Genomic DNA, 25,278 nt, shown 5'->3' on the forward strand with positions numbered 1-25,278 from the left:
GCGCCTCTGCCGCCGCTCAACCGCGGTCGAGCCAGACCTGCAAGCCCTGCGCGTTGAGTTCGATGTCCATCGCCAGGATCGCGCGCACCTGCGGCTCGTCCAGTTCGCAGCCGTGAGCGCGCACGCGCGCGGCGTAGTAGTCGCCCAGTTGCGCGACCAGCCGCGCGTGGCGGTCGCCGCCGGCGGCCTGCGCGGCCAGGGCGATCGCCACCATCGCGTCGATCTGCTCGATCAGTTCGGCGCCCAACCGCTGCACGTCGCCGACCGCACCGTAATGGGTCAGGCGCATGGCTGCGGGATCGCGCGCCAGCAGCGTCCGGATCGAAGCCTTCAACGGCTCGGGCTCGAACTGCACCGGGGTGCTGGTCGGCAGCGCATACGGCCCGCGCGCGCTGTCGAATTCGCGGTAGGACAGGCCGAAGGTGTCGCCGGTGAACCAGCTGCGGCTGCGCTCGTCCCACAGGCACAGGTGATGGCGGGCGTGGCCGGGCGTGTCGACGCACAGCAGCGGCCGCCCGGCGAGTTCGGCCACATGGCCGTCGCCGGCGCTGACCACGCGCTCGGCCGGCACCGGCGCGATCTCGCCGTAGCTGCGCGCCATTTCCTCCGCGCCGTACACCGCGGTGGCGCCCGCGACCAGGCGCGCCGGGTCGATCATGTGCGGCGCGCCGCGCGGATGCACCAGCAGGCGCGCGTTGGGCAACTGCCGCATCAGCGCGCCGGCGCCGCCGGCGTGATCGAGGTGGACGTGGGTCAGGATCAGCCAGTCGACTTCGGCCGGGCCCAGTCCGCGCGCGCTCAGCGCCTGCAGCAGCCTCGGCACCGAATGCTGGGTGCCGCAGTCGACGAAGGCGGCGCGGCCGCGCTCGACGATCAGGTAGGCGGCGTCGAAGGCCGGACGGAAGAAGCCGGTATCGACGGTGTCGATGCCGTGGTCGGCGGAAGCTGCGTTCATGGCGGGGCCGTCGGGAACGAAGGCCCCAGTCTATGCCGCGCCGCCGATCGCGGCGATGCGGCCCGGGTCGAAAAAACGGCGTCGCGCTCGCCCCGGCTCAGTCGCCGCGCGGGTAAGCGCGGCGCAGCCAGTGCCGGCGCAAGGCCCAGGCCAGGCTCAGCACCGCCAGGAACACGCCGTAGCCGAGCGAGGTCGCCAGGATCTGCGGCCACATCGCGCCGTAGTCGGCGCCGGCGTGGGCATGCGCCCAATGCACCGCGAGCACGAAGGCGCACACCGAGACCATCAGCGCCACCGCATCGAACAATTGCCGCGCCGGCGTGCGCGGCCGGCGCGGATACAGCCAGAACAACGCGCCCAGGATCGCGAACCAGGGCAGGAACAGGATCAACGCCAGGTTGAGCTCGACGAAACGGCTCACGGGGCGGCGCCGGCCTTGGCCGCTTCGGCCTGCGCCTCGGCGTCCACGATCGCCGCCAGCGCGGCGGCCGCTTCCTCGCGCTGCGCCGCATCCAACGGCTCGGCCGCGGCCAGCAGCGCGTCCAGATCCTGCCGGCCGCTCTTGACCGCGGCGATCAGCTGCCCGGCGTCCTTCGGCGATGCGAAGCCGCGGCTCTGCACCAGCACCCGTTCGCCGTCGGCTAGCTTGAAATAGAAACGGCCGTCGGCCTCGCGGTACTGCTTGAACAACGGCAACGCGCGGCGCGTCTCGGCCGCGGCCGCGGCCGCGGACGGACCGGCGACCTGCGACAGATCGCGCAGACCCACCGCCTCGCGCAGCCGCTTCATCGAGGCCAAGGCATAGCGCTCGCGCACCCGCCTGGCGCCGTCGATCAGGATCGCCTCGATCTTCTCCGGCTGCGCCATCAGCGCCTCGTACTTCTCGCGCAGCGGCGCGATCTCGGCGTCGATGCGCTCGAACAGCGCCTGCTTTGCCTCGCCCCAGGCGATGCCGTCGGCGAAGGCCTGGCGCATCGCCGCGGTCTCGGCTTCGCTGGCGAAGGCCTGGTAGATCTGGAACAGCGCCGAGCCCTCGGTCTGCTTCGGCTCGCCCGGCGCGCGCGAATCGGTGACGATCGAATAGATCAGCTTCTTCAGCTGCTCGCGCGGCGCGAACAGCGGAATGGTGTTGTCGTAGCTCTTGCTCATCTTGCGCCCGTCCAGGCCCGGCAAGGTCGCTACCGCTTCCTCGATCTGCGCCTCGGGCAGGACGAAATGCTCGCCGTACAGATGGTTGAAGCGCTGGGCGAAATCGCGCGCCATCTCGATGTGCTGGATCTGGTCGCGGCCGACCGGCACCTTGTGGGCGTTGAACACCAGGATGTCGGCCGACATCAGCACCGGGTACATGAACAAGCCGGCGGTGATGCCGGCGTCCTCGTCGACGCCCTCGGCGTTGTTCTTGTCCACCGCGGCCTTGTAGGCATGGGCGCGGTTGAGGATGCCCTTGCCGGCGACGCAGGTCAGGAACCAGGCCAGTTCCGGAATCTCGACGATCTCGCTCTGCCGGTAGAACCACACCTTGGCCGGGTCCAGGCCGCAGGCCAGCCAGGCGGCGGCGATCTCCAGGGTCGAGCGCTGCACCCGCGCCGGCTCCTGCACTTTGATCAGCGCATGCAGGTCGGCGAGGAAGTAGTAGCTCTCCACGCCGGGGGTGAGGCTGGCGGCGACGGCCGGGCGGATCGCGCCGACGTAGTTGCCGAGGTGCGGGGTGCCGGAGGTGGTGATGCCGGTGAGGACGCGGGTCTGGGTCATGGGCAGCGCGGGGTGGAACGTGGCCGGCCAGTGTACCGCCTGGGCCGGGCCCGGGCGGCGCGCGCCGGCCGCCTGCGCCGGCCCGGCTGAGCGGCGGCTGACCGCGCTCGGGCCGGCGCCGGCGGCGCAACCCCGTTGTCGCCGCTGCCGCGTTTCACCCCACGACCACCCTGGAGACGCCGCCATGTTCCGCTCGCTCGTCCTGCTCGCCGCAGCCGTCCTCACCGCCAGCGCCTGCTCCCCGCTGCACGCCCGCCCGCTGGTCGACGTCGCGGTGGTCGACCGCGACAACGGCGACTGGCTGCCGGCCTGGCCGCACCGCGGCCAGCAATGGATCGCCGGCACGCCCGGCCACCGCTATTCGGTGCGGCTGACCAACACCACCGGCGAACGCGTGCTGGTGGTGCTATCGGTCGACGGCGTCAACGCCGTCAGCGGCCAGACCGCGCACCCGTCCCAGGCCGGCTACGTGCTCGATCCCTGGCAGTCGACCGAGATCAACGGCTGGCGCAAGTCGCTCGACGACGTCGCCCAGTTCGTATTCACCGACCTGCCCGACAGCTACGCCGCGCGCACCGGCCGCCCCGACAACGTCGGCGTGATCGGCGTGGCCGTGTTCGAGGAGTCGCGTCCGGTCTATCGCGAACCGCGCTATCCCTATCCGGCGCCGGCGCCCTACCCGCCGTACGCGCGCGAGCAGGCGGCCAAGGCCGAGCGCCGCGCCGCCGGCAACGCCGCGCCGTCGGCGGCCAGCGAGGCGGCCGCCGATACCGCCGCACAATCGATCGGCACCGGCCACGGCGCGCGCGAATGGTCGCCGGTCGGGCAGACCGAGTTCGTCCGCGCCAGCCGCTCGCCGGCGCAGGTGTTCGAGTTGCGCTACGACGACTACCGCAGCCTGGTCGCGCGCGGCGTGGTGCCGCGCTACCGCGCGCCGTACCGCGAACCGCAGCCGCGCGCCTTCCCCAACGGCTTCGTCGCCGACCCGCCGTCGCGCGGTTGGTGAGGCCCTCGCCGATGGGAGCCGGCGACGGCAAAAGCGAAGGGCCGGACGGATCCGGCCCTTCGTTCCTCGTCGTAGCGAACGGCATCGTCGATGCCGGCGCGGCGCCGCAGCGCGGTCAGTTCAAGGTCTTGCCGAAGTCGCGCACTTCCTTCTCGGCGCGCTCGCGTTCCCAACCGTAGCGTTCCTGCAGCTTGCCGGCCAGGTATTCGGAGTTGCCTTCGGCGACGTCGAACACGTCGTCGGTGAGGTCGCCCCACTTGGCCTGGGCCTTGCCCTTGAGCTGGGTCCACTTGCCGGCAATGATGTCTTTGTTCATCGTTCGACTCCTTCGTTGGGGGATGGATCTGATTAGCAGCGGGATATCGGCGCGATGCCGCCGCGCCGCGGCGCGCATCGGGGCTTGCCGATATCGCGATGGCAGTGTCGCAACGCCTTCGTTCGCGAACGATCACGATTGCGTTAGCCGGCGCTTGATCTCGGTGAACCGTTTGAACGCTTCAGCGGCATCCGTGCGCGGGTTGGCATTCATGAAGAGATCCAGGGTGAGCCCGCGCGACCGCGAATCGCGATCGCCGGGCGCGGGAGAATCGCGCACGCAAAGAAAAAGGCCGGATCGCTCCGGCCTTGGCGCATGACAAAAAGAAAAGGCCGGATCGCTCCGGCCTTTTCGTGTGACGCTGCCGGCGGCTTATTTGCCGTCGCCCGCCTTCTCGGCGGTCTCTTCGACCTTCTCGCCGGCCTTCTGCACGTCCTTGCCGGCGCCGGCGATGGTGTTGCACGCGGACAGGGTGCCGATCGAGAACAGGGCCAGCAGCAACAGGGCAGTCAAACGCTTCATGGGATCTCCTTGACGGTCTGATGGGAACGGCCGATGCGAATGCGGCGTCTGCCGCGGAGTTCGTCGGTGGCCGGTGCCGGTCGCGCACTCGTCGCGTCCTGAAGATCATGAAACGCGAGCGAATGTGAAGCCGGCGTGCAATCCGGACCGCCGTCACCGCCGATCAAGGCCTTGCCGCAGATCGTACCCGGGCCGCCGTCAGCCGCGATTCATCGCCGCGGCCGCGGCCGCCGTCCTCAGTCGCGCATCAGGGTCGACTTGCCGAACAGGCTCTCGACCAGGTCGACCGCGAGCTTGGCGGTGCGGTTGCGCTTGTCCAGGATCGGATTGAGTTCGACGATGTCCAGCGAAGCCAGCCGGCCGCTGTCGGCGATCATCTCCATCACCAGCTGCGCTTCGCGATAGTTCGGCCCGCCCGGCACCGTGGTGCCCACGCCCGGGGCGATGCTCGGATCGAGGAAATCGACGTCGAAGCTGACGTGCAGATGGGTGTTCTGGTCCACGCCTTCCAGCGCTTCCTCCATCACCCGGCGCATGCCGATCTCGTCGATGTAGCGCATGTCGTACACGTCCAGGCCGTGCTGCTGGATCAGCTGCTTCTCGCCCGGATCGACCGAACGGATGCCGATCTGGCGGATCTCGTCGGCGCGCATCGCCGGCGCCGAGCCGCCCAGATGGGTCAGCGGCTCCGGGCCCAGGCCGCACAGGCACGACACCGGCATGCCGTGGATGTTGCCGGAAGGCGTGACCTGGCTGGTGTTGAAATCGGCGTGCGCGTCCAGCCACAGCACGCGCAGCTGCTTGCCGGTATCGCGGCAATGGCGCGCCACCGCGGTGATCGAGCCCAGGCCCAGGCAGTGATCGCCACCGAGCAGGATCGGCATGCGCCCGCCCTTCAGCTCGGCGCCGACGGCGTCCATCACCAGGCGATTCCAGGCCACCACTTCGGGCAGGTGGCGATAGCCCTCGACCGGCTTCTGCCAGGGATTGCGCGGACCGTCGAGATTGCCGCGATCGACCACGTCGACGCCGCGCGCGCTCAACGCCTCGCCCAGGCCGGCGATGCGCAGGGCTTCGGGCCCGAGCCTCGCGCCGCGATGGCCGGCGCCGACGTCGGTGGGCGCGCCGATAAGCGAGACCGGGGGGTAGGTACGACTCATGCTGATTCCTCAGGCGGCGCGCAGCGAGGGCGCCGCGTATCGAAGGTGGACGCAGACGATGCCCGCGGCATCGCGCGATCGCCGCAACAGGGCCGCGCGTTGCGCTGCGGCCGCCGACGATGCCGGCATTCTAGCGCAGGGGTGGGGCTGGGCCGGGGAATAGCGGCAGGCGTGGATACGCCAGGCGACGTGCGGATGGTTTACGACGATGCGGGTGCGTAGTGGTCCGGCGGGCGGCGGGTATGGTGCTGCGCTGCGCTTGCATACCGCGTCTATCGAATCGCACGAAGCGAAAAGCGCCGGGAGCGATCGCGGCCTTCGAATGATCGGCCGGGCGGTTGGTTTCTTCTCGGATTCACGTGGTGCCGCTTGTCCGAATCGAACGGACGACCGCTCGCTTACAAGGCGAGTGCTCTACCAACTGAGCTAAAGCGGCAGGTTGTGACGAGGCCGGAACGGCGACGGACGCGCGAACGGCGGTCCGAAGCGGCGCCATTCTACTGCCTATCGCGTCGCCGCGGCGCGAGGCCGGAGCGCCGGTCCGTACGCCGCCGGCGAATGCGGCCCGTGCCGCTCAGCCCATCGCCGAACAGGACAGACTGCGCCAGCGCTGCGCGCCGGCGGCGCGGCGCAGCGCGTCGCCGTCGGCGGCGGTCGCGGCGACGTCGATCCAGGTCGCCGCCGAGGTTTCGCCCAGCGCCTGCACCTGCGCCGGGAAGCCGGCCTGGCTCAGCGAGGCGGCGCGCTTGCGCGCCGAGTCTTCGTTGCGGAAGCGGCCGAGGGCGATGCCGTTGGCGTCGGCGCCCTCGCCCATCACGAACAGATCGTCGAAGCCGGCGGCGCGGATGCGCTGCGCGGTCGCCTGCGCGGCGTCGCGGCTGGCCGCCGGCGGCAGGTACACGCGCCAGCCGCGCGCCGCCGTCGCGGCGCCCTGGCTGCGCGTGGCCAGCTTCTGCGCCAGCGGCTGCAGCTTGGCCCGCGCGGCGTCGGCGGCCGCGGCGTCGGCGAACGGGCCCAGGCTGTAGCACTGCGCCGGGGCCTGCGCCGCCAGCGCGGCCTCGACCGGCTTGGCGGCTTCGCTCGCGGCCGCGGCCGGCGCGGCAGCCGGTTCCGCCGCGGGCGGCTCTGCCGCAGGGTCGCGCGGCGCGGCCGGCGCGGCGACGCCGCTGTCGACCGGCTTGGCCGCGGCGGCTTGCGCCGGGGTCGGTGCGGGCGACGCCGCGCCCGTATCGGCGCGTTCGTCGACCAAGCGCAAACGGGCCACGCCCAGCGGCAGCGCGGCCTCGGCGGTTGCGGTCGGAGCAGGACGCGCGATCCACCAGGCGGCGACGCCGATGTTGAGCGCGATCAACAGAACGATGAGAGCACGGACGAGCATGCGCGGATTCTAGCCTCAGCGCCTAGGTCGGCGTCTCGATGCCGGCCCAGATCGCAAGTCCCTCCAGCACCAGGGCCGGCTCCAGGGTCGCCGTCGGCAGCCAGGGCGCCAGCGCGTCGCCGCCGCCGCCGTGCAGCAGCAGCCGCGGCCGCTGCCCCAGGCGCGCGCCGGCGCGCTCCAGGCTGCGTTCGATCAGCGCCAGCGCCGCGCCGTTGGCGCCGGAGGCCAGCGCGTCCTCGGTGTCGGCGGCGAAGTCGAGCGTCTCGCCGCCGTCCTCGGGCAATTGCGGCGCGCGCGCGTGCAGCGCTTCGCGCATCAGGGTCGGCGACGGCGCGATCAGGCCGCCGTGGTGCCGGCCCTGCTCGTCGAGCAGGTCGATGGTCAGCGCCGTGCCCACGCCGCAGATCAGCGCCGGGCCGCGCCGTTGCGCATGCGCGCCGAGCAGGGCCAGGAAACGGTCGACGCCGAACTTGCGCGGGTCGGCGTAGGCGATGCGCACCCGGCCGTAGCCATCGCGGGCGAAGCTGGCCTGGGTGCGCGCCAGCGAGATCCGCCGGCAGCGCGCGGTCAGCGCCTGCAGCACCGCCATGCGCAAGACCGGATGGGCGACGCTGGCCAGGTAGGCGGCGTCGATGCGCTGCTCCGGCAAGGCCTCGCCCAGCGCCGCGGCGACGTCGTCCTCGCGATGCGGCAGGGCGCAAATCGGGCCCGGACGGCCGTCCGCGCCCAGCGGCGCGCACTTCAACCGGGTGTTGCCCAGGTCGAACAGCCAGGCCGTCATCGCCCCGGCTCCGCGCGGCGCACGCTGACTTCGCCGGCGTGGAAGCGGCGCTCCTCGCCGTCGCCCAGGCGCACCCGCAGCGCGCCGTCGTCGGCCAGGCCGAGGGCGACGCCGTCGTGGCGCGCGTCGGCGCCGTGCACGCTCACCGGCTGGCCGGCCAGCGCGTCGAACAGCGCATAGCGATCCAGGAACGGCTCCAGCCCGGCGCGGTCGAATTCGTCCAGCGCCGGCAGCAGGCGCGCCAGCACCGCCGCGGCCAGCGCATCGCGCGACAGCGCGCGGTCGCCGCCGAGCCCGGCCAGATCGCACCAGGGTTGGTCGATCGCCGCCGCGGCGTCGGCCGGCATGCGCACGTTGAGGCCGAGGCCGATCACCGCGCGCGCCGGCCCGGCGTATTCGCCGCCGCCTTCGATCAGCAGGCCGCCCAGCTTGCGCAGCCCGGCACCGTCGGCCACCACCAGGTCGTTCGGCCATTTCAGCCGCACCGCGGCGTAACCCAGCCCTTGCAAGGCTTCGACCGCGGCGATGCCGGCGACCAGGCTCAGCCCGCCCAACCGCGCCAGCCCGCCGCCGAAAGTGCGCGCCAGCGACAGGTACAGGTGCGCCGCCAAGGGCGAGGCCCAGACCCGCCCGCGCCGGCCGCGGCCGCCGGTCTGGCGTTCGGCCAGCAGCACCAGCGCGCCCTCGGCCGGGGTCGGCCGGCGCAGCAGTTCGGTATTGGTCGAGTCCAGGCTCCAGGCCACCTCCAGCTCGGCCAGGCGCGCGCGCGCGGCGCCCGGCAAGGCGGCGCGGATCGCCTCGGCGTCGAGCAGATCCAGCGGCTGCGCCAGCGCGTAGCCGCGCCCGGGCTTGGCCTCGATCGCGACCCCGGCCTCGCGCAGGGCTTCGATCCGCTTCCACACCGCGGCGCGGGTCTGCCCGGCCGCGCTGGCCAGCGCGTCGCCGGTCGCCGGACCCTGGATCAGGCGTTGCAACAAAGCACGGTCGTCCATCAGCCGCGCCGCCAGCGATGCAACAGCCGCGCCCGGGCGAACCGCGATTCGGTGCCGGCGCGCAGCCGGGCCAGGTTGCCGCGATGGGTGAAGGCGATCAGCAGCGCCGCGGCGACGGCGAAGCACCAGCGCGGCACGCCGGCGTCGCCGAGCCAGGCCAAGAGCGGCAGGCAGGCCGCGGCCAGCACCGTGGCCAGGCCAACGTAGCCGCTGAGCACGACGGTCGCCCCCCACGCCAGCAGCAGCCACGGCACGGCGAACGGCCACAGCACCAGCAGCGCGCCGACCACGGTCGCCGCGCCCTTGCCGCCGCGGAAACCGTGCCAGACCGGCCAGATGTGGCCGAGCACCGCGGCGAAACCGGCCAGGTAGCCGTGCGCGGTCACCGACAGCGCACCGCCGACCGGGGCGTAGCGCAGCGCCAGCCAGGCCGCCAGCGCGCCCTTGCCGATGTCGATCGCGACCACGCCCAGGGCGAAGCGCCAGCCCTGGGTGCGCAAGGCGTTGGTGCCGCCGGCGTTGCCGCTGCCCTGTTGGCGGATGTCCACGCCGCGTCGCCGGCCCAGGACCAGGCTGCCGGACACCGAGCCGATCGCGTAGGCGGCCAGCAGCAAGGCCAGCGTCGCCGGGGCGAAGTCGGACAGGGCGGGAATCGGGGCGGTGGGCAGCATGCGCGGATTATGCGCGAGCCGGCCGCGATCCGAGCCCGGTCCGGACCCGGCGCGGGCCGGCCCGCGCCGAACCGCGCGCGGTCACACGTCGGCGGCCGGCGCCGGCTGCAGCGAAACCAGCAAGGCGCCGCGGCCGGCGTGCGCGCCCAGCGCGGGTCCGGTTTCGACCAGCCAGGCCTCGCTCAGCGCCAGCCGGCGGCGCAGTTCGGCCAGCAGGCGCTCGCCGTCGGCCCGCGCATCGCAATGGCCGACGATCGCCCGCCAGCGCTCGCCGGCAGGCAGTTGCCGGACGACGTACCGGGCCAGCGCCTGGGCCGCGCCGGCGCGCGCGAACAGGCCGGTGCGCACGCCCAGGCGGCCGTCCGCGCGCATCGCTGCGACCGGGGTCAGGCCGGTCCAGCGCACCAGCGCGCCGGCCCAGGCCGGGATGCGGCCGCCGCGCACCGCGTGGCGGATGTCGCGCGCCATCGCCCAGGTTCGGGTCGCCGGACGCAGGCGCTCGAGCTCGCTCACGATCGCCGCCGTGGACCAGCCCGCCTCGGCCAGTTCCGCCGCGCGCCAGGCCAGCAAGGCCTGGCCGCCGGCGGCGTTGAGGCTGTCGAACACCCGCACCCGCTGCGGATCGGCGCGGCTGGCCGCCTGTTCGCCGGCCTGCAGGGTGCCCGACACCGCCCGCGACAAGCCCACATACAACACTTGGGCGCGATGGCCGAGGAGGAAGTCGAAACAGCGGCGGAAGTCGCCCGGCGGCGGCTGGCTGGTGCGCGGCAGATCGGCGCTGACGGCCATCCGTCGGTAGAACTCGGCGGTGCTCAGCGCGGTCTTGTCGAGGTAGTCGCGGCCGTCGATCGACACCCGCACCGGCACCACCTGCAGCGCCAGGCGCTCGGCCAGTTCGTCCGGCAGGTCGGCGGCGCTGTCGGTGACCACCGCCACGCGCTGGCTGCGCTCGACGCTGCGCTGTTGCTGCAGCATGTCGTCGGCCTTCATCGCCTCGACCCCGCCATGGCCGGCGCAGGCGTCGAACAGGCGTTGCGGCGCGCCGACGTGGGCGTGCACGCGCACTCGCGCGCCGCCGCCGGCCAGCACCACCGAATCGGCGCCCAGCGCCTCCAATTGGGCGACCAGGGCGGCGCGATCCATGGCCTCGCCGATCAGCAGACATTCGCAGCACCAACGCCGCTGCGGGTCGACCGCCTCGTGCGCCGCCGGCACCGCCGCGGCATGCCCGGCGCAGGCGTCGTTGGCGGCACCGCCGGCGCCGCGCATGCGCAACGCGCGCGGGCCGCCGTCGACGAATTCGGCGATGCCCTCGAGCAGGTCGACGAAGCCGCGCGCACCGGCGTCGACCACCCCGGCCCGCTGCAGCAACGACAATTGCTGCGGCGTCCTGGCCAGGGCGACGCGGGCCCGCTCCAGCGCCGCGGCGAAACCGGCGCGCGGATCGCCGTCGCTGGCCTGGGCCGCCTCGTCGAGCGCATCGGCGAAAGCGTTGATGACGCTGAGGATGGTGCCTTCGATCGGGTGGGCGAGCGCCGCGCGCGCCTGCTCGGCGCCGTGCCGGACCGCCCCGGCCAGGGCGGCGGCGTCGAGTTCGGGCTGGGCACGGGCGTACTCTGCGACCCCGTACAGGAACTGGGCCAGGATCGCGCCGGAGTTGCCGCGCGCGCCGTCGACCGCGTCGTCGCCGACGCGCTGCAGCAGCTCGCCGATGTGGCGGCTGCGCCGGCTCAGCGCCCCGTTCAGCAGGCTGCCGAGGGTGTGGGCGAGGTTGTTGCCGGTGTCGCCGTCGGCGACCGGGAACACGTTGATCCGGTTGAGCCGGTCGCGCCCGGCGATGACCCGGCGCGCGCCGGCGATCAGGGCCCGGCGCAGGGCCGGTGCGGTCAGCGGCGGGCGGGCGGTGGGCATGGCGCGAGTCTCGCCCAAACCCGCGCCGGCGCGTGCTGCGGCGCAGCACGCGCGCCGCCGGTCGCCCACCGCCGAAGGGCCGCCGACGCGGTCCCGGTTTCGCGCTATAGTCGGCAATCTCCCGAGGTCGGACACCGGCCGGGACGACCTCCAAGGGATTCCGCCATGTTACGGATCTGCCTGTGCCTGCTGTTCGCCTTCGCCAGCGCGACCCTGGCCGTTGCGGAGGTCGGTGCGCGCGAGGTCAACAAGCTCAGCCCCAACGACGCCTGCTCCAGCAACGCCAGCGCCCAGCGCAAGGACGCCGCGGCGCGCCCGAGCTCGCGCAACGCCGCGCCGGCCACCGCGCGCGACACCAAGGCCAAGCCCAGCGTGCACAGCGACTCGGAGAGCAACAACCGCCTGCAGTCGCCGCGCTGGCACAATTTCCTGCCGGGCATGTTCCGCTGATTCGCTGACGGTTCGCGCTTGTTCGAGTTCCTGCGCCGGCTGCGGCGCCCGCCCCGCCCCATCGACGACGCCCTGTGGCGCGACACGGTCGCGGCGTTGCCGTGGGCGCGGGCGCTGGATCCGGCCCGGCAGCAACGCCTGGGCGAACTGGCCGCGCGTTTCCTGCACGAGAAAACCATCAGCCCGATCGGCGAATTGAGCCTGGACGAGTCGCAACGCGCGCGGCTCGCCGCGCTGTGCTGCCTGCCCCTGCTCGAGTTCGGCGAGGAAGGCCTGCGCGGTTGGTCGCAGCTGATCGTCTATCCCGATGCGTTCCGGGTGAACCGCAGCCACACCGACGCCGCCGGGGTGCTGCACGAGTGGCAGGACGAGCTGATCGGCGAGGCCTGGGAGCAGGGGCCGCTGATCCTGTCCTGGGCCGACGTCGCCGCCGACTGCGAGGATCCGCACGCCGGCTACTGCGTCGCCGCGCACGAGATGGCGCACAAGCTCGACGTGCTCGACGGCCTGCTCGACGGCACCCCGCCGCTGCCGCGCGCCTGGCAGCGGCAGTGGGCGGGCGATTTCCAGCGCGCCTACGACGGCTTCGTGCGACAGGTCGACGCCGGCCGCGAAACCGCGATCGACGCCTACGCGGCCGAAGCTCCGGAAGAATTCTTCGCCGTCGCCACCGAGTACCATTTCAGCGACCCGCAGCTGCTGCGCGCGGAAATGCCCGCAGTCGCCGCGCATCTGGAGCGCCTGTACGGCCCCTCGCCGTTCGCCTGAGCCGCTGCCGCACGACCGCGCGGCCCAAGGCCTGCGTCGCGACGCGCCCTCTGCGTGCAGGAGCGGCGCAAGCCGCTGCCGCGCAGCGCCGGTCTCGCCTCGTCCGCCTCAGATTGGAGCGCGCGATACGAACGCCGGGTTCGGCGCGAGGCCGAAACATCGCGGTCGCGGCTCATGACCGAAGGAAATCCCCGTCGGACGCCGCTGCTACAGGAGCCCGCGCGGTCTCGGCCGGCGCTTACAACCCCGGCGGCAGCTTCACTTCGAAACGCGTGCCGCCCAGCTCCTGCGACGGGGTCACGTCGAGGGTGCCGCGGTAGCCGCGCACCAGGTCCTGCACGATCGCCAGGCCGATGCCGTGGCCGTGCACGCGCTCGTCGCCGCGCACTCCGCGCTGCAGGATCATCGCCACCTTTTCCGGCGGGATGCCCGGGCCGTCGTCGTCGACCGCGATCAGCAGGCCGGGACGGCGGTTGGCCGCGATCTCGCCGGCCTGCACGGTCAGCAACACCCGCGAACGCGCCCACTTGAACGCGTTCTCGAGCAGATTGCCGAGCAGTTCCTGCAGGTCGCCCGGCTCGCCGTGGAACTGCACCCCTTCGGCGAGCTCGAACTCGCACAGGATGCCCTTGTTCGAATAGACCTTCTCCAGCCCGCGCACGATCTCCTCGGCATGCGGCTCGATCGCGATCGGCGCGGCGAACAGCGCGTGGCCGCCGGAAGCGGCGCGGGCGAGCTGGTAGGAGACCAGGTCGTTCATGCGCCGCAACTGCACGTCCAGGTCTTCGCGCAGGTCGGCGTCGATCGTGCCGCCGCCGTTGCGGTCGTCCAGGCGCGCGCGCAGCACCGCCAGCGGCGTCTTCAGGCTGTGGGCCAGGTCGGCCAGGGTGTTGCGCTGGCGATCGAGGTTCTCGCGCTCGCTCTCGATGAAGGCGTTGATGCTCTCGGTCAGCGGCTCCAGCTCGCGCGGGTGGCGCTCGCTCATCCGCGAGGCCAGGCCGCGCTGGACCCGCTTGAGCTCCTCGATCACCCGCCGCAAGGGGCGCAGGCTCCACTGCATGATCAGCGCCTGCAACAGCAGCAGGATCACCCCGGCGCCGCCGAGGTAGTTCCACAAGGCCTTGCGGAACACCGCGACCTGGGCGCGCAGCGCGCTGGTGTCCTCGAGGATGTAGATCGTGTACTGGAACTCCGACTTGCTGTCGCCGTCGACGCTCCAGATCAGGCCGCGGCCGTAGCGGTAGGCCTCGCCGGAGCGGCCGCTGATCTCGTTGATCGGCAGCGGGCCTTCGAAGGTCTCCTGGGCCGGCTTGAGCATCCCGCCGTCGGGCAGCACCGGGCCCTGCGCCGACATCGAGTCCCAGTGTCCGTTGGGCAGGATGACTTCGGCGTACAGGCCGCTGCCCGGCCGGTCGAAACGCGGGTCGGGCGGGTCGTAGGGCGGAATGATCTCGCCGCTGCGGCCGAAATCGGTATCGGCCGCATACGCCAGCGCGTAGCTGGTCAGGCGCTGGCGCAGGTTGCTTTCGGCGGTCTCGAGGAAGGCCCGGTCGAGCGCGTAGCCGGCCAGGGCCAGGAAGGCGAGCAGGCCCAGGCTGGCGGCGAGCAATTGGCGGGCGCGCAACGAGCGCGGCTGGCCCCAGCTCATCGGGCCGCACGGGCCGGCGGGCCCGCCTCGGTTGGGGACGCGGGCCGCATGGGTCGGGTTGCGCTCCTGGATCCAGTTCTCGGTGCGAGGGTTTTCGGTGCGAGGCGGAGCACCGCCCTGTCTTCAATCGCGGCAGGGCAACCTGCTGTCGGTGGGGCGCCGCGCAGCTGGCCCCACACTGCGCGCCTTGCCTTGGTCGCCGCTGCGGGGCCGTATCGCTTGGTCCCCTCCGCGCGATCGTAACGCCAAATCCCGGCTGCGCGGCGGTAACGCTTAGTCCCCGCTTCGCGATCGTGCTGTTCAATCCCCGCTGCGCGATCGTACCGCTTAATCCCCGCTGCGCGGGATGGCGAAACGATAGCCGCGGCCGCGCACGGTCTCGATCGGCTTCAAGGCGCCGTCCGGATCGAGCTTCTTGCGCAGGCGGCCGATGAAGACTTCCAGCACGTTGGAATCGCGGTCGAAGTCCTGCTGGTAGATGTGCTCGGTGAGGTCGGCCTTCGAGACCAGCTCGCCGGCGTGCATCATCAGGTACTCCAGCACCTTGTACTCGTAGCTGGTCAGGTCGACGTTGCCGCCGTTGACGCTGACCGTCTGCGCCGCCAGGTCGAGCATGACCGGGCCGCACTCCAGGGTCGGCTTGCTCCAGCCCGCGGCGCGGCGGACCAGGGCGTTGAGCCGGGCCAGCAGTTCCTCGACGTGGAAGGGCTTGACCAGGTAGTCGTCGGCGCCCTGCTTGAGGCCCTCGACCTTGTCCTGCCAGCTCGAACGGGCGGTCAGGATCAGCACCGGGAATTTCTTGCCCTCGTCGCGCAGGGCCTTGATCAGCTCCATGCCCGACATCTTCGGCAGGCCCAGATCGATGATCCCCAGGTCGAACGGCACCTCACGGCCCATGTACAGGCCTTCCTCGCCGTCCTGCGCCGCGTCGACCGCGAAGCCCTCGCGCTTGAGGCGCGCGGCCAGGGTCTCGCGCAAAGGCGCTTCGTCTTCGACCAGCAGAATTCGCATGGGCACTCCCTAGATGTTTGCGGGCCCCGACAGGGTCGTGAGGACCGTCGAAGCGAAGGTTAGTCGTTATCGCTGTCTTCACGGCGTGTAGGACGGTCGTTCTCCCGTCCGCCGCGCTGCTGCGGGTCGTCCATGTAGACCCGGACCCGGCCGCTGGAGTCGACGACCTTGATCCGGTTGACGTCCCGCCCGTCGAAGGGGACGCGCTCGGCGCTGAGCACCTGCCCGCCGCCGCTCTCGCGCTCGTAGCGGCGAACCGAATCCGACAGGGAGCGATGATCGTCGCGCCGGTCGTGCCCGCGACCTTGCCGCCCGTCGTCGTCGTGCTGGGCCGCAGCCTGGCCGGCCGCCGCCAGCGAGGCGACGAGCAGCAACGAGGACAGGACTCGGGCGGACCGGATGCTCATGACGTTCGACGAAGACCCCAGCGCAACAATAATGGACGAACTAACGACGTGTCGGCATTTTCGAAACGCAGCGGTGAATCCGATCTGAACTTTTCCGCGCCGCCGTGGCCGGTGTTCAGCCCGAGCCGACGGGCGTCACAGGCCGCGCCGCAACCGGCGCGCGGGTGAGAATCATTCCGGCCCATCCCAATCCGGAAACCGGTAGGAAACCGGGCAAGAAACCCTAGAAAATCTCGCCGACGCAGCAACGCAGCGAGCCGCCGCCGGCCTCGATCGCGTCCAGTTCGACCGTGGCCACGGCGAACCCGGCCGCGGCCAGAGCCGCGCGGCTGTCCGGGCTCAGCGCGCGTCCGGCGCCGGCGCTCATCCAGACCCGATAGGACGACAGCGCGATCGCATTGGCTGCGAACGCACCCTGCTCGGCTGTCGACAATACGATTCCGTGCGGCGCATAGAAAGCCGCGATCGCCGCCGCCACCGCCGGGTCGGCGAAACCGGCCGGGGCGACCAGGGCCGCCCGTCCGGCCAGTACCGCCAGGACCACGTTGGCGTGGTACTCGCCCGGCGCCAGCTCGAACAGCAGGCTGGCGCGCAGGCCCAGGGCCTGGTGGATCAGTCGCGCACCGGCCTCGTCGCAGCGCTCGGACAGGCCGATGTAGCCCAGCCCGCGGGCGCGGTCGATCACCGCCGAGCCGGTCAGCTCGCAGGGATGCGGCTGCCGCGACAGGTCGACCTCGGCATAGCCCAGCACCTGGCCGAAGAAGTCGCGGATGTCGGCGCGCGCGGCCTCGCGCTGGCGCACCGGGTGGCGCATGCGCCCGACCACGTAGCGCGCCGGCGCCGGCTCGCCGGCGGCGTCGGCCCGGCCGGTGGCGAAGACGTTGTTCGGGAACAGCGCGTCCGGGGTGTCCGGATCGCCGGCAAAGCACACTGTCGGCAGAACCTGCGCCAGCGACCGGTGCAGTTCGCGGTGCTGGGCGCTGGCGCGGCTGGGGTCGAAGCCGTCCGCGGCGGCCATGTAGCGGTTGTCGCCGGCCGACTGCTCGGCGCGGGCGAAGCCGTCCGGCGCGACCAGGAACGCGGCGCGCGCCAGCGCCGGGCCGAAATCCGCGGCCAGGCCGCGGGCGTGGGCGAAGAAGGCCTGCGGGTCTCGGCTGATCATGACCGTCTCAGGCCGCGTCGCGCGCGGCGAAGGACTCGGTCACGTCCAGGGCGCGCTCGATCAGCGACCAGTCCGCGCCGGGCTTGTGCGCGCCTTCGCTGAGCACCTGGCGGAAGGCGCGGCCGCCGCGCTCGCCGTGGAACAGGCCCAGCATGTGCCGGGTCATGTGCTTGAGGAACACCCCGCGCTCCAGCTGCGCCTCGACATAGGGCCGCAGCGAGCGCAGCAGTTCGGCGCGGCTGCGCAGCTCGCCGCCCCACCAGGCCACGTCCAGCCGGTGCAGCAGGTAGGGGTCGTGGTAGGCGGCGCGGCCGAGCATGGCGCCGTCGGCGTGCTCCAGGTGGGCGGTGGCCTCGTCCTGGCCGGCGATGCCGCCGTTGACGATCACCTGCAACTGCGGCCGCTCGCGCTTGAGCCGGTAGGCCCAGTCGTAGCGCAAAGGCGGCACTTCCCGGTTCTCCTTAGGCGACAGGCCCTTGAGCCAGGCGTTGCGGGCATGGACCACGAACAGCCCGCAGCCGGCCTGCGCGACCTGGTCGACGAAGGCCTGGAACACCTCGTAGCGGTGATCGTCGTCGACCCCGAGCCGGCACTTGACCGTGACCGGCACCTCGCAGGCGCCGATCATCGCCGCCACCGACTCGGCCACCACGCCCGGCTCGCGCATCAGGCAGGCGCCGAAACGCCCGGCCTGGACCCGGTCGGAGGGGCAGCCGCAATTGAGGTTGATCTCATCGAAACCGAGCTCGGCGCCGATTTGCGCCGCCTGCGCCAGCAGGGCCGGCTCGCTGCCGCCCAGCTGCAGGGCCACCGGATGCTCGACCGGGTCCATCGCCAGCAACCGCGCCCGGTCGCCGTGGATCACCGCGTTGGCATGCACCATCTCGGTGTACAGCCGCGCATGCGGCGCCAGGGCGCGGTGGAACACCCGGCAATGGGTGTCGGTCCAGTCCATCATCGGGGCGACGGACAGCTTCAGCGCCTCGGGAGCGATGGTTTGTTTCGGAATATCAGCCATTTACGCAAAAGCCCTGTAGGTTTCCCCGCGAACCGGTCGGCGGGCCGCCGAGCCGGAGCGAGAGCGACGGAAGCAGCCATGCCGGGCGCGACACTGCGGCCCGCGCGGAGGAATCGCGCTCATTGTCCGTCGAAAGCCCCCTGGACCCAAACTCGGGGCGCGGGCCGGCAGGCGCGACGACGGGCGACACTGGAATCGATGCGGGCGCTCCGGCCGAGTCTCAGATCCTTGAGCGACGCCGCGTCACCCGAATCGACCGAGCTAAGTGGGACTATGCTGCAGCCATCCACGAGCTCAGCAAACTGATCGACATCTGCTGCACATCCGTCGCCCATGCCAAGATAAAAAAGATTGTCTCGAAAGGCGGCGGCCGGCGGAGTTCCTGCGCGCCCATGGCACGGGTGACAACATCGCCCCTCTGAGTGGGTGTTCAACACCGTAGACGTAAGGTGCGGCGGGGATTGCGTCCGATTTACGGTCGCGTTGACGCAAGTCACCACTGGCGAGCAGCAGAGCGATGCGATCCACTCTACGGCAGCTCCCCTGTCGATATCCTAGTCAACCCTCAATCCGTCACCCTCAGGAATGCAGGAGAAAGGGTCACTATTCGCTTTATCCTGTGTACTTGAGGCGCCCTTGCGGGCTACATCGGCTGAGATTTCTGATACTGACTGAAGAACGCGGAGTCTATCTCGTATGTGGTTCTTGGACGCAAGCCCAATTCAAGCTGCTCGAAGAGATCTATAAGCTTTGGCCCGTCGACCAACTCAATCGGTGGCACGCCATCGCGAATCGCTTCTCGGCGAGCATCAGCGGTGAAGCCACCTGTCGTTAGAACAATTCCTTTGTCGGCACGACCTTGCATCGCGCCACGAAAATCTCTCACGGCTCCCGGCCCCACGCTGCCATCGTAGCGCTTGCACTGAAATAGGACCCGCAAGGTCACGAATGGATTGAGCGCGAGCAGTCCATGGCCGTCAATGCCCCCATCTCCACTTCTTCCTGTCACCTCGACTTCCGCAAATCCAGCCTCACGGAGAAGCCGCTGGCATAGCCGCTCAAATCCAGACGGCGGAAGTGACTTCAGCAGCCCCAACAGCCGGTCACGGTAGTTCTCTTCCAGGTCTTCGGGCGCCGCCTCCTGCTCCGTGGCAGCTGCGGGCACCATGGGGATCGCAGCCGTCTGACTTGCGGATCTCGGTGCGCTAGATCCAGACGCATGCTTCCTCTGAACCGCGTCCACCAGGCGACGAACTTCAGCCGTGGTCATGTTCACGTTTGCGCGCCCTTCATCACTCAGGCTCCATACGCCTCGACGCGAGCGATCAATTAGCCCGTGTTCGGCTAGGAAGAAGCGCGCCCAATGAACTTGGTTGGTGAACCGAGGAAAGCCGTTGACTAGCGTCTGGTTGAGAATCTCGTCGGGGACGGATTCGTTCTTAGCCACCAGATCGACAACCTCCTGTGGTCGCGCGCTTCCACCTAGCTGCGACAACGCCTTCATTAACGGCTGAATCCAACGAGCAAACTCCGGTAGCTCCATCTCGCCCTCGCTCTTCAAAATTCCGTCATGTCCGCCTCACTCCCCCGGCAATGCAGCGAGTTAGGCAGATGCAGTGAGATCGCGAAGCTGATCAATGAGTCGCGTATTGCCAGCCTCGCAGTGCTGCCGAAGCATGCGATAGACCGCCGCCTTCAAAAACGCTCGGTCGTGGATGCCGCCCTCGGCCCAACTTTCCTCGTATCGCTGAAGCGCACGAACAAGTCCGTCTTCCGTGTCTGTCGGCAACGACATACGTTCTACCCACTTTGCGAAGAGGCGCAGCCACTGGGAAAAATCTGGGTCCAGGTGGTCTCTGCGATACCGTTCTCGAACCGCGAAGACCTCATCCCAAGTCGAGACTGCGTCACTGTTAGGGTCGAATTGTATGTCCCAGTCTGGGGTGTTCTCGGTGGATCCGCCAAACGGAACACTCCCATCCAGTGATACGCCAAGTCGCTCATGCTGATACGGGTCGAACGCAACACGCCGAGCCCCACCCGCACCACGCAACAGATTGCTAGCCAGCTTGTACCGTGAGTTGCATTTGTGCCCCATTGGAACCAGGTTCCTTAGGTTGGCCGCTGCAAAGGCGAAGTGCTTTCTTGCGAGGTAGTGATCCAAGTCCTCACGCGGCGCCCCAGGGGCATCAAAATACTCTGTGCCACAGAAAGGGCAGACATGGCTCGACACCGCTGAGTAGATCGCCCTGTACTGGCGATCTCTCACACCAAGATCCGAGAGCAACTCAAACGCGAACCCGAACAGATCAGTGATGCGCGTTCGGATCGCCTCAGGAAGGTCCTCTATCATCAGACAGTCGAAGCCACCTTCGAGGAGGTCCGCGACACGGTTTTGGCCGTCTAGCGCACCGAGAATGTCGTCGCGCTGCTCCTTCGTAAGCTGGCGCAACGCCACGTCGTACGCGCTCAATCGGTCTCGGAGTCCAGTGCGGCGCTTTAGATTCCCTCGACAGGCAAGAGGCAAAACGGCAGGCCATCCAGGGTAAGCACTACCTTCGTCGATGGCGGAGTGGATCGATCTTATCGCTTCACAGAGGCCGTCATGAAGCCAGTTCTCCCCTGTGGCTGCAATTGGGTACCCGAAGAGCACTGCTAAGCGCCCTCCTGCTTGGATAGCTGTCGGAGTCGATCCAATAGAAAAACCTTCTCGACTGAATCCCCAAGTCGCGCAACACCAGCGCGAATCTCATCGGGATCGTCGCTCTTCATCAGCTCGTCAATCTCTCGTCTAGGAACTTCCGACATCGGGGGGCTGACGCAAAAGCACTCCTCAAGAATCGTGTCAAACGTTGCGCCAAAGGTTTCGATGCCAGGCCGAACGATCTCTATGCCTTTTGACTTCTTGAATATGAGGACATTCTCCCTACGCATGTCAGATGGCACGAACGGCGAGTGAGTTGTAATCAGGCAGTCCTGGCGAGCGGATGCACTACGCGACCCGCCACGCTTCCCATTGGCTGTGGGCAAATCAAGTATTCGCGAGGTGAAGTTGACCCGCCATTGCGGATTGAAGTGCGATTCCGGCTCATCCAACACAAAGAGAACGTCGGGGGAAGAGGCCATGCACATTGTCCCCAAGATCTGTGCGAGCTGGTGCTCACCGTCCGATAGCGAAACATAGTCGACAACTCCAACCCCTGTCTTGGGCAGAAAGCGAACCTGCTCAAACCGGAAGACCCGGTCCTCGTCCTGAGGCTCGGGGAGCCTAGAGGCGAATCGCCTCGACCTAATATCGCGTCGCAAACGCTCACGCGCCACCTTAGGAATTGCAAGGTCGTTGAGCATCGAGAGCTTATGGAGCGCCGAATAGAGATCAATCGACGCACTCCAGAAGTGGGAAAATGCAACTCGGGTCTCCTCTGTAACCAGAAAGTCGAAGATGTAGGTCTCCGACTTTTCAGTGTAGGCGTGGCATGTCGAACAACGCCTCAGATTGTCGATATAGCCTTCGAGCTCTGCTGTTAGCTGTACGCCTTTTCGGCCACTGGCTGCCTCCCGCCGTGATGCGATCTTCGGCGCGGCGCTATGCGCGAGCTGAACCACGCATCGAAAAGAGTGAATATCATCAAGTCTCGCATCTTGAAGCAATGCAGAGCGTTCTCTAGGCGACCCAAGTACTAGGTTGGCTACCAGCACTTCGAGATGGGTTCCATAGTCAACGAGCATCAGACGCGTGTCTGAAATGCTCTTCTGCTTCGCTCGAGGCTTGTTGGCCAATGCTTCTGCCGCCACGGCCTCTGCATATCCACTACGACTAACCAAAAATGGCAGACTCAGCGTTTCATTGTCGCCAGACGTGTAGCCGATTACTCTGGATGGGAGAAAGGCGTGGGTTTCCGCGGCGTCCAATGAGCACTCGACCCAATCGAGGCCTTCCTTGCGATCAACTCTTAGCGTGGGGCGTCGCTTGCCGTCTTCCTTGCGCGAAAGACGAATCAGAACTGCCTTACGGGCACCTGGGGGCCTGATGTAGTACTCAAGCTCAAACTGGAGGTCTTCGTTTCCTGGTGCCCTCTCCTCGTCCGGCGCGCAGGCATGAAAAGCAGCCTGAAATGCCTCCGCCACAACTTGAAGGAACTGCGATTTTCCAGCTCCATTGGGGCCAACAAGACACAGTGGATCGAAGCGCTCGGAGGCGCCCTGCTCACCCCTCAAGGCGACATCGAGCCCATCCAGAAGCCCGCCACAGGTCGCCGCCTTAATGACGTGAACGCGAGTGAGCTTCACGGCTTCACTCGCACGATCTGCATCGCTTTCGATTTCTTATCGAAGATCTGGCGAACGACAGGATCTGGCTCCTGTAGGAGTTCGAACAAGGCATCCTTTATCCACTCGTAGTCCCCGCCTACGTTTGCCCGGAGTTCGTCAAACGAGAAGCTATTCTTCTTCAGCTTGAGAATGGCTGCCTTGATCTTGTCCTTGTCGGTGCTCTTCATAGCCGGCTTCATCTCGGTCACATTTTGGCGAGTACGCTTCGGTTTCATCGCCCCTGGCGGCAAAGCGCGCAGGCGCGCCAGAAGTTCATGTGCAGATTCATCGTTGGGATCCTGTGGGACGAGCTTGCCGCTAAATGCTTGCTCGAGAAGCGCAGGCACCATTTTGTCAACGCGCTCTCGGCCGCGTTCGTACTCGTCCTGTGCTCTGTCTGCGATGTTCAAGAGTGCTTCGACTCGTCGAACGATCTCTCGCTGCTCATCTTCCGGCGGCACAACGACTGGAGCACCCGCCAGATCTGCAAGATTTAGCGTCTTCCGTGCGACTTCATTGGCGCTTGATACAAGCCACCACTGCAGCAGGCTCGAGGAGAGCCACGTGTTGACCCAACGAGGCTCAACCCCAGCCTTGCACGCCACCCTCGCGACCGCTCGGGCTATGTTGGCGTCGACATTCTTCGGAACGACAGCTGTTCGCCCAATGGTTCCCACCACGGATATCAACAAGTCCCCCTCTTGAACCCTCGAGCGGCGATATTGTTGATCGATTTCCCCGGAGATAGTGCGCAGCTGTTCCACTAGAACGGCCCCGTTCTCCATATCCTGCACTCGAATAAGCGGAACACCATTTGAGTCGTCAGGCCCTGGTTGCACCACGCCGTAACAGAGGGGGCGCTTAGGATCGATGATGCTCGAGAGGTCTTCGATCCCCCACGACGCCGGAACTTCGATGCTTGTTTCACCCAACGAGCAATGTCTGGTTTCGGGGGACTGCCCGCGCTCTGCACGCCATTCCTCCGACAGTTTCCCGCTAATAGCCGCGGCGAAGACTGATTGCCGAAAGCGTTTCAGGATTCCTGGGATCCGCTCGAGGCGTTCGCGGCAGGCATCCACTCGTGCGAGAAGGGAATCAAGCTTATCGGCGATGCGCTTCTGCTCGGCTAGTGGCGCAAGTACGAACGGCGCCAACCGTCCTGCCTCTGTGCCAAGGCGAGGCATGTTCAGCCCGTGACTGACTGAAGTGACATACTCAAGGAAGCGAGGATGCTTTAGCGAGTAGAACAGATAGCGCTCGTCCAACCCCGGAGGAGGCGACAAAGGAATGATCTCGGTAGTGCAGTATCCGTTCTCGCCCGCGATGACGATCTTATTCAAGTACGGCCGCAGCTTTCCGTAAAGCACGTCGCCTGAGGCAAACCGATTCTTAGTGCTTCTGGACCGACGCTCGGCGTGTGTGGCGCGCTGCAGAATCTTTGATGTGTCCTTTTCAATGTCCTCCAGCTCAAGAACCCAAGCTTCGGGTGGGATGTCTTTAGGCTCTGCCTTCAACGTGGCCCCATAGTTGACGACGTCGCCAAGCCGGCATTCGACCCATCCTTTGGGCAAACTGAGAACTGCCTGCGTCACTGCGTCATCTCCTCGTCATCATCCTCGCCTAGCTCCGCAAGGATGCCGCGCAGCTCCTCAAATGACCCCTCAAGCTCGGCCATCGCTTCGCGAGCCAGCGCCGCCGGCCCGGGCAGTCCACCGGTGCCCATGTCGCTCTCATCCTTCAGCCAGAGGATATCGAGGTTGTCGCCACGCTTGGCGATCCACTCGCGGGTGAACTTGCGGAAACGCCCCGCTTCGCCGGTGTCATTGCGCTTTGCCAGACTCTTTGGATCGCCTAGCGGACTCGCTCCGAAGGCGTCTTCGAACTCTTTGAAATGCTGGCGCGTGAGCTGGGTGCGCTTGCCGAACTGCGCCATGTTGGCCCGCATGTCGTAAACCCATACTTCCTTGGTGTTGCCCTTATCCTTCTCTCCGCGCGTAAAGAACAGCACGTTGGTCTTCACACTTTGCGCATAGAAGATTCCGGTCGGGAGACGAAGGATCGTGTGCAGGTTGCACTTTTCCATGAGGTCGACGCGGATTTGTCTCCCGACGTTACCTTCGAACAGCACGTTGTCCGGCAACACCACTGCGGCCCGACCACCGGGCTTGAGCGCTCGGTAGATGTGCTGCAAGAAGGCCAGCTGCTTGTTACTGGTGGGGTAGGTGAAGTCGTCGCGGGTGGGCAACCCACCGCCCCTCTTGGTGCCGAAGGGCGGATTGGACAGGATTAGGTCAGATTTTGGCAGCTGCTGGCCATCGCTCGAAAGCGTGTCACCAAAGCGGATGCCGCTATTCTCGTCCGATTCCAGATCATGCAGCATCAAGTTCATCAGACCCAGGCGATGAGTGTCTTGGACGAGCTCCATGCCATGGAATTGGCGCCGGTAGGCCTTGTAGTTCTTCTGATGCAGAGCCTCGATGTCGTTGTGCTCGCGGATGTAGTGGTTTGCCGCGATCAGGAAGCCACCGGTGCCAGCGGACGGATCCTGGATCGACTCACCCAGCTTTGGCTGCATCAACGCGACCATGCTGTCGATCAACACGCGCGGGGTGAAGTACTGACCGGCACCAGACTTTTTTTCGTTAGCGTTTTTCTCGAGAAGACCTTCGTAAAGATCGCCCAATCCTTCCTGCTTAGCCGAATACCAGTCAATCTCATCGATGGCGCTTACCAGCGTCGTCAGCGTCGCCGGCTTCTTGATGAAGGAACTGGCGTTGACAAATATCTCTTGGGTAATCGCCGAGCCGTGGCTACCGAGATGAATCAGCATGACCTTGTAGAACTCCAGCCGCTCGGGAGCAGCCTGCCGCTCCAGATCATCCCAGCGATAACCGGCGGGGAGCCGCGCCTCGGTTCCCGTCTCCTTTGCCATTTTCAGAAACAGCAGGTAGGTCAGTTCGGTTACGTACTGGTGGTACGTCACGCCGTCGTCGCGAAGGACGTTACACAAGTTCCAGAGTTTGGCGACGATATCGGTGGTGATATTGCTCATTGAT

At 68.0% G+C, this 25,278-nt stretch carries 24 protein-coding genes, 1 tRNA gene and 1 pseudogene; 3 read left to right on the forward strand and 23 right to left on the reverse strand.

Annotated elements, in window-relative coordinates; genetic code table 11:
• Positions 1-16: 16 nt before the first annotated feature.
• The 3 genes from AC3A57_RS18520 to AC3A57_RS18530 all read right to left on the reverse strand — a co-directional run bounded on the left by AC3A57_RS18520 (position 17) and on the right by AC3A57_RS18530 (position 2,710).
• Positions 17-955 carry an MBL fold metallo-hydrolase gene (locus AC3A57_RS18520; protein WP_487580263.1) on the reverse strand — a complete coding sequence of 313 codons (939 nt, stop codon included), beginning with the start codon at positions 953-955 and terminating at the stop codon, positions 17-19.
• A gap of 97 nt (positions 956-1,052) precedes the next feature.
• On the reverse strand, positions 1,053-1,376 hold the full coding sequence (locus AC3A57_RS18525; protein WP_487580264.1) for a hypothetical protein: 324 nt from the start codon (positions 1,374-1,376) through the stop codon (positions 1,053-1,055).
• The gene (locus AC3A57_RS18530) at positions 1,373-2,710 is read right to left on the reverse strand and encodes a tryptophan--tRNA ligase (RefSeq protein WP_487580265.1); all 1,338 of its coding nucleotides are present in this window, start codon (positions 2,708-2,710) and stop codon (positions 1,373-1,375) included. The genes AC3A57_RS18525 and AC3A57_RS18530 overlap by 4 nt, the downstream gene beginning before the upstream one ends.
• Before the next feature lie 184 nt (positions 2,711-2,894).
• Here AC3A57_RS18530 and AC3A57_RS18535 point away from each other — a divergent pair, with 184 nt between their 5' ends.
• On the forward strand, positions 2,895-3,716 hold the full coding sequence (locus AC3A57_RS18535; RefSeq protein ID WP_487580266.1) for a hypothetical protein: 822 nt from the start codon (positions 2,895-2,897) through the stop codon (positions 3,714-3,716).
• A gap of 115 nt (positions 3,717-3,831) precedes the next feature.
• Here the strand turns inward: AC3A57_RS18535 and AC3A57_RS18540 are convergent, their stop codons facing one another.
• The 10 genes from AC3A57_RS18540 to AC3A57_RS18585 all read right to left on the reverse strand — a co-directional run bounded on the left by AC3A57_RS18540 (position 3,832) and on the right by AC3A57_RS18585 (position 11,447).
• Positions 3,832-4,032, reverse strand: coding sequence for a CsbD family protein (locus tag AC3A57_RS18540; RefSeq protein WP_064747247.1), 201 nt, complete (start codon positions 4,030-4,032; stop codon positions 3,832-3,834).
• A 132-nt stretch (positions 4,033-4,164) separates the two neighbouring features.
• Positions 4,165-4,311: a hypothetical protein gene (locus AC3A57_RS18545; protein ID WP_487580267.1), complete on the reverse strand. Its 147-nt coding sequence runs from the start codon at positions 4,309-4,311 to the stop codon at positions 4,165-4,167.
• A gap of 93 nt (positions 4,312-4,404) precedes the next feature.
• Positions 4,405-4,554 carry an entericidin A/B family lipoprotein gene (locus AC3A57_RS18550; protein WP_221669923.1) on the reverse strand — a complete coding sequence of 50 codons (150 nt, stop codon included), beginning with the start codon at positions 4,552-4,554 and terminating at the stop codon, positions 4,405-4,407.
• 236 nt (positions 4,555-4,790) lie between these two features.
• A complete protein-coding gene (rocF, locus tag AC3A57_RS18555) occupies positions 4,791-5,714 on the reverse strand; it encodes an arginase (RefSeq protein ID WP_487580268.1) in 924 nt (307 codons plus the stop codon).
• A 360-nt stretch (positions 5,715-6,074) separates the two neighbouring features.
• Positions 6,075-6,150, reverse strand: a tRNA-Thr gene (locus AC3A57_RS18560).
• Positions 6,151-6,288: 138 nt separating this feature from the next.
• On the reverse strand, positions 6,289-7,092 hold the full coding sequence (locus AC3A57_RS18565; RefSeq protein ID WP_487580269.1) for an SPOR domain-containing protein: 804 nt from the start codon (positions 7,090-7,092) through the stop codon (positions 6,289-6,291).
• Between the two features lie 22 nt (positions 7,093-7,114).
• The gene (locus AC3A57_RS18570; RefSeq protein ID WP_487580270.1) at positions 7,115-7,873 is read right to left on the reverse strand and encodes a type III pantothenate kinase; all 759 of its coding nucleotides are present in this window, start codon (positions 7,871-7,873) and stop codon (positions 7,115-7,117) included.
• Positions 7,870-8,865: a bifunctional biotin--[acetyl-CoA-carboxylase] ligase/biotin operon repressor BirA gene (birA, locus tag AC3A57_RS18575; protein WP_487580271.1), complete on the reverse strand. Its 996-nt coding sequence runs from the start codon at positions 8,863-8,865 to the stop codon at positions 7,870-7,872. The genes AC3A57_RS18570 and birA overlap by 4 nt, the downstream gene beginning before the upstream one ends.
• The gene (locus tag AC3A57_RS18580; protein ID WP_487580272.1) at positions 8,865-9,536 is read right to left on the reverse strand and encodes a glycerol-3-phosphate acyltransferase; all 672 of its coding nucleotides are present in this window, start codon (positions 9,534-9,536) and stop codon (positions 8,865-8,867) included. Before AC3A57_RS18580 ends, birA begins: the two co-directional genes overlap by 1 nt.
• 81 nt (positions 9,537-9,617) lie before the next feature.
• Positions 9,618-11,447 carry a DegV family protein gene (locus AC3A57_RS18585; protein WP_487580273.1) on the reverse strand — a complete coding sequence of 610 codons (1,830 nt, stop codon included), beginning with the start codon at positions 11,445-11,447 and terminating at the stop codon, positions 9,618-9,620.
• 165 nt (positions 11,448-11,612) lie between these two features.
• Here AC3A57_RS18585 and AC3A57_RS18590 point away from each other — a divergent pair, with 165 nt between their 5' ends.
• Positions 11,613-11,897, forward strand: coding sequence for a hypothetical protein (locus AC3A57_RS18590; protein WP_221669930.1), 285 nt, complete (start codon positions 11,613-11,615; stop codon positions 11,895-11,897).
• Positions 11,864-12,665, forward strand: a pseudogene (locus AC3A57_RS18595) (M90 family metallopeptidase). Before AC3A57_RS18590 ends, AC3A57_RS18595 begins: the two are co-directional and overlap by 34 nt.
• A 238-nt stretch (positions 12,666-12,903) precedes the next feature.
• Here the strand turns inward: AC3A57_RS18595 and AC3A57_RS18600 are convergent.
• The 10 genes from AC3A57_RS18600 to AC3A57_RS18645 all read right to left on the reverse strand — a co-directional run bounded on the left by AC3A57_RS18600 (position 12,904) and on the right by AC3A57_RS18645 (position 25,274).
• Positions 12,904-14,313, reverse strand: coding sequence for an ATP-binding protein (locus AC3A57_RS18600; RefSeq protein WP_487580274.1), 1,410 nt, complete (start codon positions 14,311-14,313; stop codon positions 12,904-12,906).
• A 327-nt stretch (positions 14,314-14,640) separates the two neighbouring features.
• On the reverse strand, positions 14,641-15,324 hold the full coding sequence (locus AC3A57_RS18605) for a response regulator transcription factor (RefSeq protein WP_031372686.1): 684 nt from the start codon (positions 15,322-15,324) through the stop codon (positions 14,641-14,643).
• A 59-nt stretch (positions 15,325-15,383) separates the two neighbouring features.
• The gene (locus AC3A57_RS18610; RefSeq protein WP_255594954.1) at positions 15,384-15,731 is read right to left on the reverse strand and encodes a hypothetical protein; all 348 of its coding nucleotides are present in this window, start codon (positions 15,729-15,731) and stop codon (positions 15,384-15,386) included.
• A 223-nt stretch (positions 15,732-15,954) separates the two neighbouring features.
• A complete protein-coding gene (locus tag AC3A57_RS18615; RefSeq protein WP_487580275.1) occupies positions 15,955-16,893 on the reverse strand; it encodes an arginine deiminase-related protein in 939 nt (312 codons plus the stop codon).
• 7 nt (positions 16,894-16,900) lie between these two features.
• Positions 16,901-17,911 carry a tRNA dihydrouridine(20/20a) synthase DusA gene (gene dusA, locus AC3A57_RS18620; protein WP_487580276.1) on the reverse strand — a complete coding sequence of 337 codons (1,011 nt, stop codon included), beginning with the start codon at positions 17,909-17,911 and terminating at the stop codon, positions 16,901-16,903.
• Positions 17,912-18,554: 643 nt separating this feature from the next.
• Positions 18,555-19,472, reverse strand: a complete 918-nt coding sequence (locus AC3A57_RS18625) for a restriction endonuclease (protein WP_487580277.1) — start codon at positions 19,470-19,472, stop codon at positions 18,555-18,557.
• A gap of 42 nt (positions 19,473-19,514) precedes the next feature.
• Positions 19,515-20,384 (reverse strand): hypothetical protein, encoded by an 870-nt coding sequence (locus AC3A57_RS18630; RefSeq protein WP_487580278.1) that lies wholly within the window; start codon positions 20,382-20,384, stop codon positions 19,515-19,517.
• Positions 20,385-20,566: 182 nt separating this feature from the next.
• Positions 20,567-22,201: a restriction system-associated AAA family ATPase gene (locus AC3A57_RS18635; protein ID WP_487580279.1), complete on the reverse strand. Its 1,635-nt coding sequence runs from the start codon at positions 22,199-22,201 to the stop codon at positions 20,567-20,569.
• The gene (locus AC3A57_RS18640; RefSeq protein WP_487580280.1) at positions 22,198-23,814 is read right to left on the reverse strand and encodes a restriction endonuclease subunit S; all 1,617 of its coding nucleotides are present in this window, start codon (positions 23,812-23,814) and stop codon (positions 22,198-22,200) included. Before AC3A57_RS18640 ends, AC3A57_RS18635 begins: the two co-directional genes overlap by 4 nt.
• Entirely contained in the window at positions 23,811-25,274 is a 1,464-nt protein-coding gene (locus AC3A57_RS18645) for a class I SAM-dependent DNA methyltransferase (RefSeq protein WP_487580281.1), read from the reverse strand. The genes AC3A57_RS18640 and AC3A57_RS18645 overlap by 4 nt, the downstream gene beginning before the upstream one ends.
• Positions 25,275-25,278 lie beyond the last annotated feature (4 nt).

The organism is Lysobacter sp. Soil_C_15 (genome assembly GCF_057657315.1).

Coding starts and splice junctions, on each gene's coding strand:
- AC3A57_RS18520 (WP_487580263.1), bottom strand. CDS start 955: ATGAACGCAGCTTCCGCCGACCACGGCATCGACACCGTCGATACCGGC.
- AC3A57_RS18530 (WP_487580265.1), bottom strand. CDS start 2,710: ATGACCCAGACCCGCGTCCTCACCGGCATCACCACCTCCGGCACCCCG.
- AC3A57_RS18535 (WP_487580266.1), top strand. CDS start 2,895: ATGTTCCGCTCGCTCGTCCTGCTCGCCGCAGCCGTCCTCACCGCCAGC.
- AC3A57_RS18540 (WP_064747247.1), bottom strand. CDS start 4,032: ATGAACAAAGACATCATTGCCGGCAAGTGGACCCAGCTCAAGGGCAAG.
- AC3A57_RS18550 (WP_221669923.1), bottom strand. CDS start 4,554: ATGAAGCGTTTGACTGCCCTGTTGCTGCTGGCCCTGTTCTCGATCGGC.
- rocF (WP_487580268.1), bottom strand. CDS start 5,714: ATGAGTCGTACCTACCCCCCGGTCTCGCTTATCGGCGCGCCCACCGAC.
- AC3A57_RS18565 (WP_487580269.1), bottom strand. CDS start 7,092: ATGCTCGTCCGTGCTCTCATCGTTCTGTTGATCGCGCTCAACATCGGC.
- AC3A57_RS18570 (WP_487580270.1), bottom strand. CDS start 7,873: ATGACGGCCTGGCTGTTCGACCTGGGCAACACCCGGTTGAAGTGCGCG.
- birA (WP_487580271.1), bottom strand. CDS start 8,865: ATGGACGACCGTGCTTTGTTGCAACGCCTGATCCAGGGTCCGGCGACC.
- AC3A57_RS18580 (WP_487580272.1), bottom strand. CDS start 9,536: ATGCTGCCCACCGCCCCGATTCCCGCCCTGTCCGACTTCGCCCCGGCG.
- AC3A57_RS18585 (WP_487580273.1), bottom strand. CDS start 11,447: ATGCCCACCGCCCGCCCGCCGCTGACCGCACCGGCCCTGCGCCGGGCC.
- AC3A57_RS18590 (WP_221669930.1), top strand. CDS start 11,613: ATGTTACGGATCTGCCTGTGCCTGCTGTTCGCCTTCGCCAGCGCGACC.
- AC3A57_RS18600 (WP_487580274.1), bottom strand. CDS start 14,313: ATGAGCTGGGGCCAGCCGCGCTCGTTGCGCGCCCGCCAATTGCTCGCC.
- AC3A57_RS18605 (WP_031372686.1), bottom strand. CDS start 15,324: ATGCGAATTCTGCTGGTCGAAGACGAAGCGCCTTTGCGCGAGACCCTG.
- AC3A57_RS18610 (WP_255594954.1), bottom strand. CDS start 15,731: ATGAGCATCCGGTCCGCCCGAGTCCTGTCCTCGTTGCTGCTCGTCGCC.
- AC3A57_RS18615 (WP_487580275.1), bottom strand. CDS start 16,893: ATGATCAGCCGAGACCCGCAGGCCTTCTTCGCCCACGCCCGCGGCCTG.
- dusA (WP_487580276.1), bottom strand. CDS start 17,911: ATGGCTGATATTCCGAAACAAACCATCGCTCCCGAGGCGCTGAAGCTG.
- AC3A57_RS18645 (WP_487580281.1), bottom strand. CDS start 25,274: ATGAGCAATATCACCACCGATATCGTCGCCAAACTCTGGAACTTGTGT.